This window comes from Curtobacterium sp. MCLR17_045 (assembly GCF_003234405.1).
GTDB lineage: Bacteria > Actinomycetota > Actinomycetes > Actinomycetales > Microbacteriaceae > Curtobacterium > Curtobacterium flaccumfaciens.
On the sequence record NZ_QKTB01000009.1, the window covers coordinates 1 to 14,493 of the forward strand.

17 protein-coding genes are annotated in these 14,493 nt (G+C 71.2%); 6 read left to right on the forward strand and 11 right to left on the reverse strand.

The features are described 5' to 3' along the window. Positions 1-779 (reverse strand): phosphatase PAP2 family protein (locus DEJ05_RS07885; protein ID WP_111110154.1); only part of this gene is annotated, 779 nt, incomplete at its 3' end. A 98-nt stretch (positions 780-877) separates the two neighbouring features. On the opposite strand from DEJ05_RS07885, the gene poxB reads away from it, so the two are divergent. Continuing rightward, positions 878-2,602, forward strand: a complete 1,725-nt coding sequence (poxB, locus tag DEJ05_RS07890) for a ubiquinone-dependent pyruvate dehydrogenase (protein WP_111047957.1) — start codon at positions 878-880, stop codon at positions 2,600-2,602. A 66-nt stretch (positions 2,603-2,668) separates the two neighbouring features. Here the strand turns inward: poxB and DEJ05_RS07895 are convergent, their stop codons facing one another. Next, entirely contained in the window at positions 2,669-3,352 is a 684-nt protein-coding gene (locus tag DEJ05_RS07895; protein WP_111110155.1) for an SDR family NAD(P)-dependent oxidoreductase, read from the reverse strand. 101 nt (positions 3,353-3,453) lie between these two features. Here DEJ05_RS07895 and DEJ05_RS07900 point away from each other — a divergent pair, with 101 nt between their 5' ends. Then, the gene (locus DEJ05_RS07900) at positions 3,454-4,296 is read left to right on the forward strand and encodes a helix-turn-helix transcriptional regulator (protein ID WP_111110156.1); all 843 of its coding nucleotides are present in this window, start codon (positions 3,454-3,456) and stop codon (positions 4,294-4,296) included. Between the two features lie 45 nt (positions 4,297-4,341). On the opposite strand, the gene DEJ05_RS07905 is transcribed toward DEJ05_RS07900, so the two are convergent. Both DEJ05_RS07905 and DEJ05_RS07910 read right to left on the reverse strand, forming a co-directional pair. Further along, on the reverse strand, positions 4,342-5,289 hold the full coding sequence (locus DEJ05_RS07905) for a hypothetical protein (RefSeq protein ID WP_111110157.1): 948 nt from the start codon (positions 5,287-5,289) through the stop codon (positions 4,342-4,344). Continuing rightward, positions 5,286-5,636 carry a PadR family transcriptional regulator gene (locus DEJ05_RS07910; RefSeq protein ID WP_071404801.1) on the reverse strand — a complete coding sequence of 117 codons (351 nt, stop codon included), beginning with the start codon at positions 5,634-5,636 and terminating at the stop codon, positions 5,286-5,288. Before DEJ05_RS07910 ends, DEJ05_RS07905 begins: the two co-directional genes overlap by 4 nt. A gap of 211 nt (positions 5,637-5,847) precedes the next feature. Between DEJ05_RS07910 and DEJ05_RS07915 the strand changes: the two genes are divergently transcribed. The 3 genes from DEJ05_RS07915 (at position 5,848) to DEJ05_RS07925 (ending at position 8,880) form a co-directional block, all read left to right on the forward strand. Further along, positions 5,848-7,374, forward strand: a complete 1,527-nt coding sequence (locus DEJ05_RS07915) for a putative Ig domain-containing protein (RefSeq protein ID WP_111110158.1) — start codon at positions 5,848-5,850, stop codon at positions 7,372-7,374. A gap of 187 nt (positions 7,375-7,561) precedes the next feature. Beyond that, a complete protein-coding gene (locus DEJ05_RS07920; RefSeq protein ID WP_111110159.1) occupies positions 7,562-8,359 on the forward strand; it encodes an L-threonylcarbamoyladenylate synthase in 798 nt (265 codons plus the stop codon). 20 nt (positions 8,360-8,379) lie between these two features. Continuing rightward, positions 8,380-8,880, forward strand: a complete 501-nt coding sequence (locus DEJ05_RS07925; protein ID WP_258371426.1) for a hypothetical protein — start codon at positions 8,380-8,382, stop codon at positions 8,878-8,880. A 44-nt stretch (positions 8,881-8,924) separates the two neighbouring features. Here DEJ05_RS07925 and DEJ05_RS07930 read toward each other — a convergent pair whose 3' ends face one another. The 6 genes from DEJ05_RS07930 to DEJ05_RS07955 form a co-directional block, all read right to left on the reverse strand. Further along, positions 8,925-9,344, reverse strand: coding sequence for a Rid family hydrolase (locus tag DEJ05_RS07930; protein WP_111110160.1), 420 nt, complete (start codon positions 9,342-9,344; stop codon positions 8,925-8,927). A 42-nt stretch (positions 9,345-9,386) separates the two neighbouring features. Continuing rightward, positions 9,387-10,067, reverse strand: a complete 681-nt coding sequence (locus DEJ05_RS07935; RefSeq protein WP_111110161.1) for a hypothetical protein — start codon at positions 10,065-10,067, stop codon at positions 9,387-9,389. Continuing rightward, complete coding sequence (locus DEJ05_RS07940) at positions 10,064-10,258, reverse strand: hypothetical protein (RefSeq protein ID WP_071404793.1); 195 nt, start codon at positions 10,256-10,258, stop codon at positions 10,064-10,066. The genes DEJ05_RS07935 and DEJ05_RS07940 overlap by 4 nt, the downstream gene beginning before the upstream one ends. A gap of 207 nt (positions 10,259-10,465) precedes the next feature. Next, positions 10,466-10,765, reverse strand: coding sequence for a Dabb family protein (locus DEJ05_RS07945; RefSeq protein ID WP_181440689.1), 300 nt, complete (start codon positions 10,763-10,765; stop codon positions 10,466-10,468). A gap of 57 nt (positions 10,766-10,822) precedes the next feature. Beyond that, positions 10,823-11,710 carry an SDR family oxidoreductase gene (locus tag DEJ05_RS07950; RefSeq protein ID WP_111110163.1) on the reverse strand — a complete coding sequence of 296 codons (888 nt, stop codon included), beginning with the start codon at positions 11,708-11,710 and terminating at the stop codon, positions 10,823-10,825. 145 nt (positions 11,711-11,855) lie between these two features. Further along, positions 11,856-12,587 carry a trypsin-like serine protease gene (locus tag DEJ05_RS07955; protein WP_111110164.1) on the reverse strand — a complete coding sequence of 244 codons (732 nt, stop codon included), beginning with the start codon at positions 12,585-12,587 and terminating at the stop codon, positions 11,856-11,858. Positions 12,588-12,775: 188 nt separating this feature from the next. Between DEJ05_RS07955 and DEJ05_RS07960 the strand changes: the two genes are divergently transcribed. Continuing rightward, on the forward strand, positions 12,776-13,489 hold the full coding sequence (locus DEJ05_RS07960; protein ID WP_111110165.1) for a GAF and ANTAR domain-containing protein: 714 nt from the start codon (positions 12,776-12,778) through the stop codon (positions 13,487-13,489). Here DEJ05_RS07960 and DEJ05_RS07965 read toward each other — a convergent pair. After that, positions 13,486-14,490, reverse strand: a complete 1,005-nt coding sequence (locus DEJ05_RS07965; protein ID WP_111110166.1) for a diacylglycerol kinase family protein — start codon at positions 14,488-14,490, stop codon at positions 13,486-13,488. The genes DEJ05_RS07960 and DEJ05_RS07965 overlap by 4 nt on opposite strands. Positions 14,491-14,493 lie beyond the last annotated feature (3 nt).

The following is a 14,493-nucleotide window of genomic DNA, read 5'->3' on the forward strand; positions in this document are numbered from 1 at the left end:
CCCGGGGAGTAGCGGCCGCGGCGTCGGGTGGGTACAGCAGCCCCCCCCCGCCGGACGCCGGGCGCGCGCCGCGCGCCCCGCCCCGGCCGCAGGAACGGCACCCGCGGCATGAGCCAGTCGACCCACACCACCCGCACCCCCGGCGCCACGGCGAGCGCCCACAGGATCGAGGCAGCGGCGTCGGTCGGGTAGTGCACCGCATCGATCGACACCGCGAAGAACACGATCACGATGGCCACGACCCCGAGCGTCAGGGCGAGCCGGTGCCACCGCGTCTCGCGGAGCAGCCAGATCAGGGCGATGACGAACGCCGTGATGTAGACCGTGTGCCCACTCGGGTACCCGGGGTCGGGCTGCACGGGGAACGGGTGCGGCAGCACGGCCACGTCGGGTCGGGCGCGGTGCACGATCTCCTTCACGATCGCGGACGGCACCCACGTGATCGCGATGGTGCCGCCGAACGCCAGGGCCGGTCGCAGGTCGCGCGTGCGCCACCAGATCACGGCGACGACGACGACCGTGATCCCGATCGCCGGTGCCGGACTGATCACGTGGTAGACCGCCGTGCTGAACGCACCGATGAACCCGGTGTGCAGCGCGTTGAGGGCCTTGGACAGCCCGAGGTCCACGGTGCCGAGGGTGAACCCGACGATGGTGATGACGACGACCGCGATGACGGCGATCGCCACCGAGACGAGCGGGTACGGCGAGCGCTCGAGGATCCCGTACGCGGCGGGCTCCCGTCGGCGGGGACGGAGGAGCGGCGCGTCGTCGGTCATCCCGCCATCGTCGCAGTCCGACCCCGGCATCCCAGGGCGAGTGAGCCTCACAAAACTCCGAAAGCGTTCAGCGCGGCGGTCGGGAGTAGACAGGACGCATGCCAACCGTTGCCGAGAACATCGTCGCCACCCTCCGCGCCAACGACATCCACCGGGTCTACGGGCTGCCCGGTGACTCCCTGAACGGCTTCACCGACGCCCTGCGCAAGGACGGCACGATGCGGTGGGAGCACGTCCGTCACGAGGAGGCGGCCGCGTTCGCCGCCTCTGCCGAGGCCGCCCTGACCGGCGACCTGACCGTCTGCGCCGGCAGCTGCGGGCCCGGCAACCTGCACCTGATCAACGGCCTGTACGACGCGAACCGTTCGCGGGTGCCGGTGCTGGCGATCGCCGCCCACATCCCCACGGCGGAGATCGGCTCCGGCTACTTCCAGGAGACCCACCCGCAGGAGCTCTTCCGCGAGTGCTCCGTCTACGTCGAGTACGTCGCCGACCCCGTCCAGATGCCCCGCCTGCTCGAGATCGCGATGCGCGAGGCGATCGAGAAGCGCGGCGTCGCCGTGCTCGTGATCCCGGGCGACGTGCTGCTCGCCGAGGCGAAGGACGACCGCGCCACCCGCATCGAGCGGGCCACCCCGCGCATCGTGCCGAGCGAGGCCGAGCTGCAGCGCACCGCCGACCTGCTGAACGGTGCCGACCGGATCACGATCCTGGCCGGAGCCGGCGTCGCGGACGCCCACGACGAGGTCGTTGCCCTGGCCGAGCGGCTGCAGGCCCCGATCGTGCACGCGCTGCGCGGCAAGGAGTACATCGAGTACGACAACCCGTACGACGTCGGCATGACGGGGCTGCTCGGCTTCGCCTCCGGGTACCGCGCCATGGAGGACGCCGACGTCGTGCTCATGCTCGGAACGGACTTCCCGTACCAGCAGTTCTTCCCGGCCAAGGCGAAGCACGTGCAGGTCGACATCCGCGGCTCGCAGCTCGGCCGGCGGCACCCCGTCGACATCGGGCTGGTCGGCACCGTCAAGGACACCGCCCTCGCCCTCATCCCGCTGCTGACCGGCTCGCACCCGACGAAGCACCTGGAGGACTCGCTCAAGCACTACCGGAAGACCCGCGAGAAGCTCGACGACCTGGCCGTGCCCGCCGGGAAGAAGAAGCCGCTGCACCCGCAGTACGTCGCCCGGGTGCTCGACCGGCTCGCCGCCGAGGACGCCGTCTTCATCCCCGACGTCGGCTCCCCCGTCGTCTGGGCCTCGCGCTACCTCACGATGAACGGCAAGCGCCGACTGATCGGCTCGTTCGTGCACGGCACGATGGCGAACGCCGTCCCGCAGGCGATCGGTGCGCAGACGGCGTTCCCGGACCGGCAGGTGATCGCCCTGGCCGGTGACGGCGGGCTGACGATGCTCCTCGGTGAGCTCATCACGATCGTGCAGAACAAGCTGCCGGTGAAGATCGTCGTGTTCGACAACTCGTCGCTCAACTTCGTCGAGCTCGAGATGAAGGCCGCCGGCTTCGTGAACTACGGGACCGAGCTGCAGAACCCCGACTTCGCCGCCGTCGCCGAGGCGATCGGCATCAAGGGGTTCCACGTCGACGTTTCCGACGACTTCGAGGACGCGATGGCCGCCGCGCTCGCGCACGACGGCCCCGCGCTCGTGTCGGTCCGCGCGAACCGCCAGGAGCTCTCGATGCCCCCGGCGGTCACGCTCGAGCAGGCGAAGGGCTTCACGCTCTACGCCATCCGCACGGTGCTGTCGGGTCGCGGCGACGAGCTGCTGGACCTCGCGTCCACCAACGCGCGCCAGCTGCTGTAGACGCGAGCGGATGACGGCCTGGAGGCCCGTGGCGGCGCCGCCACGGGCCTCCAGGCCGTCACGACGTCACCACCCGAGCGTCTGGCCGTCCTCCAGGAACACGCCGGTGGGGCCCTCCGGGCCCGCGCTCGCGGCGGCCGCGATCGTCGCGGCGCTGACCTCGACGGGGCGACCGTGCGGGTTCGGCATGCCACCGAACTCGGTGGCCGTGTAGCCGGGCTCGATCGCGACGAAGTGCACCTCGGGCACGACGCGCGCGTACTGCACCGTCAGCATCGAGACGGCGGCCTTGGACGCGCCGTAGACCACGGCCGGCACGCTGAACGCCGGCTTCGACGGGTCGTGGGTGGCGGTGAAGGAGCCGAGCGCGCTCGACAGGTTCACCACGATCGGGTTCGCGGAGCGACGCAGGAGCGGCAGCGCGGCCTCGGTCGCGCGGATCGTGCCGACGGCGTTCGTGTCGAAGACGGCGAGCGCCTCGGGCCCGCTCTGCCCCCAGACGGCGATGCCGGCGTTGTTGACCAGCACGTCGAGTCCGCCGTTCGCGTCGACGTGGGCGAAGGCCGCGGCGACCGAGTCGTCGTCGCGGACGTCGAGCTGGACGGAGCGAGCGCCGATCTCGGCGGCGACCGTGGTGCCCTGGTCGGCGTCACGTGCGCCGATCCAGACGGTGTGGCCCGCCTCGACGAGCTGGCGGGCGGTTTCCTTGCCGAGGCCGCGGGTGGCCCCGGTGATGAGTGTCGTTGTCATGGATCCAGCGTCACGCTCTGCGACGACCGCAGGGAGTCGACCGGTTGTCGTAAGACCGGCAGGGCCAGGACCCGGTCGACCGTCGCGCGCAGACTGGGGACATGGCGGACACGGACTTCGGGCACACCCTGCGGCGGCTGCGCGACCACGTCTCCCCCGAGGCGGCGGGAGTGGTCGTCGGGCCCCGTCGGCGTGCGTCCGGTCTGCGCCGAGAGGAACTGGCCGGGCTCGCGGGGATCTCCGCCGACTACCTGACCCGGCTCGAGCAGGGGCGGGCGACCACGCCGTCCGCCCAGGTCGTCGAGGCGCTCGCGAGGGCGCTGCGGGTCGCTGATGCCGACCGCGAGCTGCTCTACCGGCTCGCCGGGCACGCGCTCCCCGGTGCCGACGTGGTCCCGTCGAGGATCCCGCCGAGCGTGCAGCGACTGCTCGACCGGCTGGCGGACACCCCGGTCGCGGTCCTCGACGCCGCGGGGAACCTGCTCGTCGCCAACGCCCCGTACGACGCACTGATGGGGCCGATCGGCGCGCTGCGCGGGAACGACCGGAACACCGCGTGGCGGCACCTGGTCGGGTCCGGCAGCCGAGCCGTGCACACGCCCGAGGAGCAGGCGGCGTTCGAGGCGAACCTGGTGGCGGGGCTCCGGATGACCGCGGCGCGCTACCCGCTCGACCGCCAGCTGCAGCAGCTCGTGCGGGACCTTCGGGCGGCGAGCCCGCGGTTCGTCGAGCTGTGGGACTCGGGCGCGACCGCGCTCGGCGAGACCGCCCGCCGGAAGGTGATCGACCACCCGGACGTCGGGCTGATCACGCTCGACTGCGACACCCTGGTCGTCGGGCCCGAGGACCTGCGGATCCTGGCGTACACGGCCGAGCCCGGTTCAGTGGACGCGGAGCGTCTGGCGCTGGCGATCGTGGTGGGGACGCAGTCGTTGGTGGAGTGAGGCGGGGGTTCGATCTCTGTGTGCCCCGACTCCGACGCGGCCGGACTAGCGAGCGGGCCGCACAGGTCTCCGCGGTGGGAGCGCAAGGGAACCACGACCGTGGAGGACGAGCAGGACCAGCCCGAGGGCCACCGGGAGTGCCACCAACTCGACGGACCCGCTCCCGACGTCCATCGCGCGGACTTCGTTCACCGCGAGCGCCCCGACGTACGGGACGAGACTCAGGACGATCGTGAACGCTGTCCGCCACCACCGCATGATCGCGAGAACGACGGCGCTGATCTCGAGCACTGCCGTCCCGTACCAGGCGTAGAGGTTCCCGTCCCACAGGGACCGGCTGTACTGCCACTGTCCGGGATCACTGCCGCTGCAGTAGCTGAGGGCGCCGAGCAGGAACCATCCGACGGCTGCTGCCGCGGTGTGCTGGGAGCGGTGCGGGCGCCCGAGGACCGCGACGACCGCACACGCGCTGAGCAGGAGCAAGGTCGCCCGGTCGACACTCCAGACGCCCGGGTACCGGTTCACGAGGTACGGCGACACGGTCCCGAGCAGCACGGACACCAGGAGGACGACGCGCCCGACGTTCCACCGGCCGGAGAGCGCAGCGACGAGGGCGATCACCCAGAGCGCCGCGAACACGAAGCCCGTGTCGCGGAAGGGTCCGACCTGCACCATCGATCCCGGAGCCGGGTTGCCGGTGATCCACGGCGCCCAACTCGAGAACAGGAACTCGGCGAGAGCAAGCCCGGTGCCGAGGGTCAGTGCCACCGTGCTCGCGGGGTTCCGCACATCGGCCACCACGAGCCCGTCGAGCCGCAGGCCCACGCCGTGCTCAGCGATGGCCCGACGTTCCTGACGGGTCGGACGCTCTCGGCCTTCGCCCTCGGCGACGTCGAGGAGTGTCCCGACGAGCGCGTCGGCGTTCGCGGACCGCCACGCAGCCGGGTACCAGGCGAGCAGTCGCCGGTACCGAGCTTCGAGTTCGGCGCTCATGCTCCGGCCACCTTTCCGGAGATGCTCGACGTGCGCGGCAGACGGGCACGCACCGCGCGCAGCCTGACCTCGAGTCGCTCGGTCTCCAGCGCAAGCCGCTGTTCGCCCTGGGTGGTGAGGGCGAAGTAGCGCCGGAGACGCCCCCCAACGACTTCGTCTCCGGCGCCGGTCACCAGTCCGTCCTGTTCGAGACGTTCCAGTGTCTTGTACAGCGTCGTCACCGGCAGGCTGACGTCGCCCTCCGTGAGCTCGGTGACGGCCTGGATGATGCCGTACCCGTGGAGCCGTCCCCGGGCGAGGGTGGTCATGACCCAGAACGCCGGCTCTCGCAACTCTGCTGTTCGCATGGTGAGACCATATGCCCGAACTGGGAATATTTCCACCTCTCCAGATGAGCGCTGCGACGACTGCGACGCGATGCCGCTCCCCCACTTCGCGGGTGATGCCCACCCTCGGGCTCAAGGACGCCTCACAGGTTGGCTACGATCCGAGGGCGCCGGCTTCCGGCGATCGCACTCGTCCGGCCGTTGTCGGACGGCACACCCGAGGGGACAACCCGTGCCACACAGCACCGCAACACTCCGACGCGCATGCGCGATCGGCGCGACGATCGCCGTCATCGGCCTGAGCACCGGCTTCGGGGCGCTGTCTGCCTCGGCGGCAGAACTGCCGGAAGCAGCACCGGCGACCGCGTCAGCCGGCTCGGCCGCGGCCCCCACCGAGGACACCGCGCCCGGAACCGGCACGGACTCCGGCACCGGCACCGGCACCGGCACCGGCACCGATGAGGAGACCGCAGCAGCGTCGCCCGACGCGACGACTCCTGTCGTCCCGGTTCCGGCCGCCGAGGACACGGAGGTGCCCGCGGACGAGACCACCGCGCCCAGCAGCGCTCCGGCCGCCCCGGCGACGTCTGCTCCCGCCGTCGCCGACCCCACCGCGACCATCGCCGGGGATGCGACCGTGGGCAGCACCCTCACCGCGACGGGGACGGGCTTCACCGGCACGCTCTCCTTCGTGTGGACGGGTGACGGCACCACGCTCCCCGTCACGACCGAGTCCTACCTCGTCCTCCCTTCGGACGCCGGCAAGGTCATCGCCGTCACGATCACGGGCGATGACGACCAGACAGCAACGGCGTCGACCGCTGCGGTGACACAGGCCGCCTCGTTCCCCGAGGCGACCACCGAAGACGAGCCGGTCATGCTGTCCACGACGGCCGGGGAACGGTTCACCCACACGTTCGCCGCGGACGGGTTCCCGAAGCCGACGTACTCGGTGGAGTACTTCTCGCTCGACGACCCGTACGCCGACGAGACCGATCAAGACGAATCCGGTTACCTTCCCTACGGTCTGTCGCTCGACCACTCCACCGGGGTGCTGTCCGGCACCTCTGACTACTCGGGCACGTACGCCTTCCGCATCGTCGCCACCAGCGGCACGACGACCGCATCGCAGTACGTGAACCTCACGACGGACGCCTCGACACCGCTCGGCGTGCGGGTGACGGCCGAGGACAAGGACACGTTCCTCACCGCTCATTCCACGAGCTGGGTCATCGAGCGCGACGGCACCGTCTGGACCTTCCAGAACGAGACCACGCCCGAGCCCGACGGCGGTTACAGCACCTTGGGCGTGGGCTTCGAGGGCGGGCAGCCGACCATCGACCAGGGCGGCACGCTCCTGGTCGGCGGGAGCCTCGTCGACCGCTTCGGCAACGAGGTCGACGGCGCCGACGGCTACCCGGCACCGTTCACGGTGACGTCCGACCACACCTCTGACGTCATCGTCCCGAACACCGACCCGTGGGCAGGTGCCGAAGTGACGTTCCCGCACGCGTCGACCCACGCCCTGACCGTGGCGTCGAGCAGCTTCGCGACGGCGTTCACGGTGGACGTCCGTCCGACCGCTTCGACGGTGGTGACCCCTGTCGCTCCGACGAGCGCGGTCTCCGCCGCCGTCCCGACCGGCCAGCTGGCCTACACCGGGAGCGACGCGATGCACCTGCTGCCGTGGGCTGCGGGACTCGCGCTGACCGGCGTCGGCGTGATCGCGCTGCAGGCCCGTCGTCGGAAGCGATCCTGACCCACCACCGATGAACGACCGAGGGGCCCAGCGCGTGCTGGGCCCCTCGGCCGTTCACTGCGAGCCCGCCTGAACCCTTCGGAGAATGCCCACAGGTCGCGCCCTTCGCCCTTGTCCGGCTCGGACACCGTCCATAGGCTCCCGCTGTCAGACGATCGTCTGGCTCCAGAACGGGACGAGGACGGGCATGAACGACGACACGCAGGTCAGCATGAACCGGGTGCACTGGGACGGTGGCGTGCCGCGCAGTGCGGTGGACGCCCTGCTGCACGACGGCGGGCTGGCGGTGGTCCCCACCAAGGTCGGCTACATCCTGATGACCTCGGACCGCGCGGGTCTGGAGCGCAAGTTCGACGCGAAGGAACGCAACCGCAACAAGCCGGGCGTCGTGCTCGTGAGCTCGCTCGCGATGCTCCGGAGCATCGCGCAGCTCACCCCCGAGATCGACGCCCTGTACCAGCGGTGCTGGGACGAGGACGTCCTGCTCGGGTGCATCCTGCCCTGGAGTGACGAGGGTCGAGCGGCACTGCCGGCGGACGGCTCCGACGAACTCATGATGGACACCCGCGGGACGTCCTGCTTCGTCATCAAGTTCGGCGTCCCCGGTGAGCTCGCCGCCCGCGAGCTCTGGACCGAGCACGGCAAGTTCGCCTTCGCGAGCTCGGCCAACCCGTCCGGCACCGGCAACCGTGGCGTGGTCGACGGCATCGGCGAGCGCATCGCCGAGCGCGCCGACGTGATCGTCGAGGCGGACGACTACGTCGCGTCCATCCAGCCGGAGCAGAGTGCCGAGACCCGCTACGAGCAGGGCGTCATGGTGTCGATGGTCGACAGCACGGGGACCCTGATCCCGCTGCAGGACGGACGCCGATCGGTCGTCCCCGCACCGACGCTGATCCGCAAGGGGCTCGACGTCGACCGGATCATGGGGTTGCTCGCGGACACGTTCACGAGCTGGGACTACCGGCAGGGTGAGTACTACTGAGCCCGCACGAGAGGACTTCCGTGGGCCGGCAGCGCCTGTCGCGTGAGGACGCCTCGAGCCGCATCACCGCGTTCGTGTACGGCAACATCGTGATCCTCGGCACGATCGCACCGATGCTCCCGGACACCGCCGAGAGCGGCCGGGGGCTCTGGTACGTCCTCGCCACCGCGTTCTCGACCTTCCTCGCACACACCTTCGCCGAATCGGTCGGACGACGTGCGCGGAGCGACCACCGCCTCACCGGGGAGACCGTCCGCGCCGAGCTGCGAGATTCGCTGCCCATCCTCACCTCCGGTCTCCTGCCGGCGGCCGTCCTCGCATACGCCTGGCTGACCGGCACATCCGGGCTCGCGGCCGAGATCATCGCGATCGCGTACCTCGTGGTCCGGCTCGCGCTCCTCGGGCCCGTCGTGGCCAGGCTCCGCGGGGAGAACCCGTCCCCGCGGACGTTCGTGGCCGGCCTCGTCCTCGCGCTCGTCGGTGTCGGCATCGCTCTGGTCAAAGCGGGTCCCGGCTTCTGAGGGGAGCGTGCGCGGGAGCGCGGGAGCCTCGACACCTCGCGGTGTCACGTGGGCTCACCGGCTGCGACGGCTGCGACGGCTTCGATCTCGACCAGCTGGTCGTCGTAGCCGAGCACCGTGACCCCGAGCAGGGTGCTCGGCACGTCGTGCGCGCCGAAGGCATCGCGCACCACCTGCCATGCGGCGACGAGGTCGGCCTGCCGTGAGGACGCCACGAGCACCCGGGTGCTCACGACGTCCTCGATGGACGCACCTGCGGCACGCAGCGCCTCCTGCATCGTCTCGATGCACCGGGCAGCCTGGCCCGCGTAGTCGCCGACCGCGACGGTCGACCCGTCCGCGGCGAGCGGGCAGGCCCCGGCGAGGAACACGAGCCGCGTCCCGGCCGGCACGGTGGATGCGTACGCGTACTGCGCCGCGTCGCTCAGGACGTCGGACCGGATGAGACGGACAGCGCTGGCCATACCGGTCATCCTGCCAGCAGCGACGTTCGACCCTCGGCGGCGTCAGGCGCAGTACTCGTACGGCAACATCGCGACCGACCCCACCCAGATAGCACCCACGGTGGTGCCGTCCGTCCCCAGCTGGAACGTCATGTAGCGCCCGTCGGCCTGCACGCTCCACATCGAGTACGGCCCCTGGTCCTCACCGTAGGTGCCGGTGTACTGCAGGTCCGGGTACGCGGAGCGCACCTCGGTCAGGGGCGCTCCGATGCCGATCCCGGCGTCGGTGTCGGGCGAGTTCGTCGTCACCGGGTCCGACCCCACCCCACCGATGGTCACCCCGGCGACCTTCCCGTCGCGGGGGATGACGATGAGCCCGGGGGCGTCGGATCGCTCCCAGAAGGTCGTCTCCGGGCTGGCCGGACACGCATCCGTACTCCGGGTGTAGGCGGCTGCCAGGTCGTCGATCTCGCCCTGCACCGGACCACCGAGGGCGATCGGTCCGACCTCCTGGGTCGAGATGGTCCACGTCGCGGGGTCCGACAGGCTGAAGGCCGTATCGGTCGCGGTCGGGGTCGCAGTTGGGGTCGCAGCGTCGGGGTCAGCCGGCGCCTCCGGGGTCGCGGTCGCAGTCGCAGTCACGGTCCGGGTCGGCGTCGCGGCCGGTGAGCCGGAACAGGCGGTCAGCGCCATCGCTGCGATGAGCCCGAGGGCCACCCCGGCGGTCCGGGCGGTGCCGTTCACGCGGCCCCCGCCGCACTGCGCCGCTGCCGGTCAGGCGGGAGCTGGGGGCCGGGTTGCTGCACGGTCCTCCAGCTGCCGATCCGCGGGTCGAGCCGGACGGCGTCACCGCACTCGTCGCAGTGCGCCGCTCCCGCCTCGCCGAGCAGGATCTTCGCGCCGTCGTGGACGAACGGGTTCGGGTTGCCGGGCATCGTCTGTTTCCCTCCGTCGGCGGATGTCGAACGGTCCCCGCCCGCAGGCGGGGACCCGACCGGCGCGGGCTCCGGAGAGCCGCAGCGCCGGCCGATGACCCCCGCGCCGTTGCGATGGCCGATCCACCGTACGTCGAGCCTCCACGAGGAACGGAACCCCTCGTCCGCCATCGCAACCAGAGCGTTACACAGCTTCCGGCGCAGCGCTCAGTCGGCGTCCTCGACGTCGAACACGACGACCCGCGCACTCGCCGCCCCGATGAACTCGGCCACCGGCCGGTGCTCCGGGTGCGGCAGGTACCCGGCGAGCGCGGCACGATCGCGGAACCGGACGACGAGCATCCAGTGGAACCCGCCCTCCAGCCCCTCGGTGCTCACGCTCGTGCCGGCCTGCACCGACTCGACCCCCTCGACCCGCGGCAGGTGCTCACGCGACAGGGCCGTGGCCTCGGACGACCGGTCCTCCCCGTCCCACTCGACCAGCACGGTGTGCGTCACTCCGGACACGTGGTCCCCTTCCTCGAACGCAAGAACGCGAAAACGCCAAAAGCCCAGAACGGCAGATCAGAACGCCGGCGTTCCGCCCGCGATCGTGATCGTCGACCCGGACTGGTAGCTCGACTCCGGGCTGACCAGGTGCACGTAGGCGGCACCGAGCTCGGCGGGCTGACCGGGACGGCCGAACGGCGAGCTCTCACCGAAGTGCGACACCGTCTCGGCGTCGTCGGAACCCGGCTGCAGCGGCGTCCACACCGGCCCCGGCGCGACGGAGTTCACACGGATGCCCTTCGGCGCGAGCTGCTGCGCCACGGCCTCGGTGAAGAGCTTGATCGCGCCCTTCGACACGGCGTAGTCGATCTTGTCCGGCGAGGGCGTGGACGCCTGGATCGAACCGGTCGTCACGATGGTCGAACCGGGCTCGAGGTGCGGCACGGCGGCCTTGGTCAGCCAGAACAGCGAGTAGATGTTGGTCTTGAAGGTGGAGTCGAACATCGACGTGTCGAGGGTGAGGATGTCCTCGTTGCTCTCCATGCGCCCCGCGACCATGACCAGGGTGTCGAGGCCGCCGAACTCGTCGACGCCCTTCTGCACCAGGTCCGTGCAGTACTGCTCGTCGGAGATGTCGCCGGGGAACAGCACGGCGCGACGGCCTTCGGACTCGAGCAGGTCGCGGACCTGTTCCGCGTCCTCCTGCTCGTCCGGCAGGTACGAGAGCACCAGGTCCGCACCTTCGCGCGACAGGGCGATGGCGGCGGCACGGCCGATGCCGGAATCAGCACCGGTGACGATGCCGCGGTACCCCTTCAGCCGTCCGAGCCCGACGTAGCTCTCCTCGCCGTGGTCGGGCTTCGGGTCCATCTTCCACGCGGCGCCCGGCAGCGACTGCTCCTGCTCCGGGTACGGCGGTGCCGGGTAGAGGGTGTTCGGATCGCGCTTCTCGTACTGGCTCATGGCCCCACTGTCGTCGCACCGCCCGCACGGGCGCTCAGCTGGTGGGTGACGGACGCCGAGCAGGCGACCCCGGTTCTGGAGACGGGTGGGGACGGACTGGAGGCGCGGTGCCAGCTGACACCGCGCCTCCAGTCCGTCAGGTGGTTCAGACGCCGGCCGTGGTCCGGATCCAGGACGAGGCCTGCGACAGCAGGGCGTAGTTCGAGCCGGCCTTGGTGTTCGCGCCGGGGTCGGCGCTGTCGCCGGTGGAGCAGACGGCGACGACCTTGCCGTTGACGAGCAGCGGGCCGCCCGAGTCGCCGTGGTTCGATGCGCCGGTCACGCCGGTGAGGTGCTGGGCACGACCGTTGAAGGCGTCGGTGCTCGCGCCGGTGAGCGAGACGGTGGCCTGGTACAGGCCGTCGGACTGGGTCGCGTTCGCACGCAGGCCGTAGCCCTGGATGGTGCCGGTGCCGCTCGACTTGGCCGTCGCGGCGAGGTCGAGGGGTGCGTAGGTGGACAGCGAGTAGGCGGTCCGCAGGTGCACGAGCGCGATGTCACCTGCCGGCGAGGCGCTGACACGGTCGACGGCGACGGCCGTGCCGCGGTTGACGGTGGAGTTGGAGTGGTAGACGTTCATCGCGCCGATGCCGTCGATGCAGTGCCGGGCGGTGAGGATCCACGAGGCGTTGAGCTGCTCGCCGGTGCAGTTGCTGACGTAGCCGGAGGGGATGCTCCCGCCGGAGGCTTCGAGCTGCACCGCCCACGAGGTGGTGGGGGCCTTCTCGCCGCCGACGACCTTCGTGCTGACGGGCAGCGCGGACGCGGGCGAAGCGGCGAACACGCCGGCGGTGATGACGGCGACCGCGGCGAACGCGGCGGCGATGGACTTCTTCATGACGACTCCTCTGTCGGTGAAGCACCTGCCAGTTGCTCTGTGCAACTGATGCGTCATCCTGACCCCCTGTCCGGGGGTCGCACCAGTCCGCACTTCGACGGACGCGGCTGCTTGCGGACCCGAACGCCGTGATCCGGTACGCGAACTGGCTGAGCCGTGCGCCATCGGTCTGGTCGTAGCGTCGAAGCATGACGACCAGCGACGCGATCAACCTGCCGGATCGGTTGGTGCCGGCTCTGGACACTGACCTCGAGGTGCTCGACGCCATGGACCGGGTCATCGCGGCGTGCGTGGAGGGGACCTCCGCGACGGAGGCGGGGGTCGTGCTGGCGGACCGGTCCGGAGTGCTGCAGGTCGTCGCCTCGACGAGCGAGCGCAGCAGCGAGGCCGAGGAAGCGCAGCTCGGGACGAACGAGGGCTCGTGTCTCGACTGCTACCGGACCGGCGAGACGATCGACGTGCCCGACGTGTCGACGCACGAGTCGGAGTGGCCGGCGTTCTCGGCGACGATGCGTGACCGCGGGCTGCACGGCACGTTTGCCGAGCCGATCCGTCTGCGGGACCGGACCATCGGTTCGCTGTGCGTCTTCGCCGACCACACCCGCGGGCACAGCGACCAGGACGTCGTGCTGATGCAGCTGCTCGCCGACGCGGCTTCGGCTGCCCTGGTCCGACAGCGCGACCGCGGGGTGTCGACCACGATCGAGGAACAGGTCGAGGACGCGCTCGAGGCCCGGGAGCTCCTCGAACAGGCCAAGGGTGCACTCGCGTACCGACGGGGCATCCGGATGGACGAGGCGTTCCAGATCCTGCGACGTGCTGCTGCCGGTGCGGGCCGCGGGATCCGGGCCATGGCGGAGGACGTCGTGCACCGGGGCGCCGACCTCGGCAGCACCGGCTAGGCCCGTCGGGTCCGCGGCCCGTCCGGCTCCGTCCGCAGCACCAGGCCGTGGTGGTCGGTGGTGAGCGTCACCGCGACCACCTCGCCGAACGCGTCGCCGTCGAGCTGCACACGCTCCGGGGTGTCGACGGTCAGCCGCAGCGTCCGTGCCCGGGTGTACCGGAGTGCGCGTGAGGTCGGCAGCACCCGCGCCAGGAGTCGCCCGAACCGGGTGCGCGCGAAGAAGCGGTTGAGCGTCAGGGCGTACCCGACCTTGGTCCAGCCGAACCACCCGGCCGGCCGGAACGCCACGGCGTCGAGGATGCCGTCGTCCGGTCGCGCCGCGGGCAGCAGCAGGATGCCCGCGGTCAGGGTGCCGCAGTTCCCGACGATGATCGTGTGGGCGCTCATGCTGCGGAGCGGGCCGTCGTCGATCCCGTAGTGCACGGGGATCTGCCGGTTGCCGATCACGGACCGGGCGATGGGATCCGAGTAGGCGACCCATCCGAACCGCTTCTTCACCCACGCGTTCGTGTCCGCGGCCATGCTCGCATCGAGCCCGATGCCGGTCATCACCAGGAACGCGTGCGACGTCGTGGTGCCCGCCGGGTCGGTCAGGTCGGCCAGCCCGACGTCGATCGGGCGGTCCGTCCCGCTGAAGCCCGCTCGGACGGACCGCACCAGGTCGCCGAGGGGCAGACCGAGGTTCCGCGCGAACAGGTTGCCGGTGCCGCTGGGGAGGAGCGCCACCGGGATCCCAGTGCCGCGGAGTTCCGCGGCGACGACCCGGAGCGTGCCGTCACCACCGGCGACGAGGACGACGCTCGGGTGGGCGTCGCGCGCGGCCCGGGCAGCAGCACGCCCGTCGTCTTGAGCGCTCGTCTCGAACCAGAGCGACTCGTCCCATCCGTGCGCGCGCTCCTCGGCGCCGAGCACCGCTCGGAGGCGGGCCTGGTCGATCTTGGTCGGGTTCACGACCACGGCGGCGCGCGGCGGGCCGGGTTCGTTCGGGGGGTTCGGCACGGG

Bases quoted from the DNA above. Each gene is read 5' to 3' on its own strand.
- poxB (WP_111047957.1), top strand. From the start codon at position 878: ATGCCAACCGTTGCCGAGAACATCGTCGCCACCCTCCGCGCCAACGAC.
- DEJ05_RS07940 (WP_071404793.1), bottom strand. From the start codon at position 10,258: ATGCCCGGCAACCCGAACCCGTTCGTCCACGACGGCGCGAAGATCCTG.
- DEJ05_RS07960 (WP_111110165.1), top strand. From the start codon at position 12,776: ATGACGACCAGCGACGCGATCAACCTGCCGGATCGGTTGGTGCCGGCT.
- DEJ05_RS07905 (WP_111110157.1), bottom strand. From the start codon at position 5,289: ATGAGCGCCGAACTCGAAGCTCGGTACCGGCGACTGCTCGCCTGGTAC.
- DEJ05_RS07895 (WP_111110155.1), bottom strand. From the start codon at position 3,352: ATGACAACGACACTCATCACCGGGGCCACCCGCGGCCTCGGCAAGGAA.
- DEJ05_RS07930 (WP_111110160.1), bottom strand. From the start codon at position 9,344: ATGGCCAGCGCTGTCCGTCTCATCCGGTCCGACGTCCTGAGCGACGCG.
- DEJ05_RS07920 (WP_111110159.1), top strand. From the start codon at position 7,562: ATGAACGACGACACGCAGGTCAGCATGAACCGGGTGCACTGGGACGGT.
- DEJ05_RS07950 (WP_111110163.1), bottom strand. From the start codon at position 11,710: ATGAGCCAGTACGAGAAGCGCGATCCGAACACCCTCTACCCGGCACCG.
- DEJ05_RS07900 (WP_111110156.1), top strand. From the start codon at position 3,454: ATGGCGGACACGGACTTCGGGCACACCCTGCGGCGGCTGCGCGACCAC.
- DEJ05_RS07910 (WP_071404801.1), bottom strand. From the start codon at position 5,636: ATGCGAACAGCAGAGTTGCGAGAGCCGGCGTTCTGGGTCATGACCACC.
- DEJ05_RS07955 (WP_111110164.1), bottom strand. From the start codon at position 12,587: ATGAAGAAGTCCATCGCCGCCGCGTTCGCCGCGGTCGCCGTCATCACC.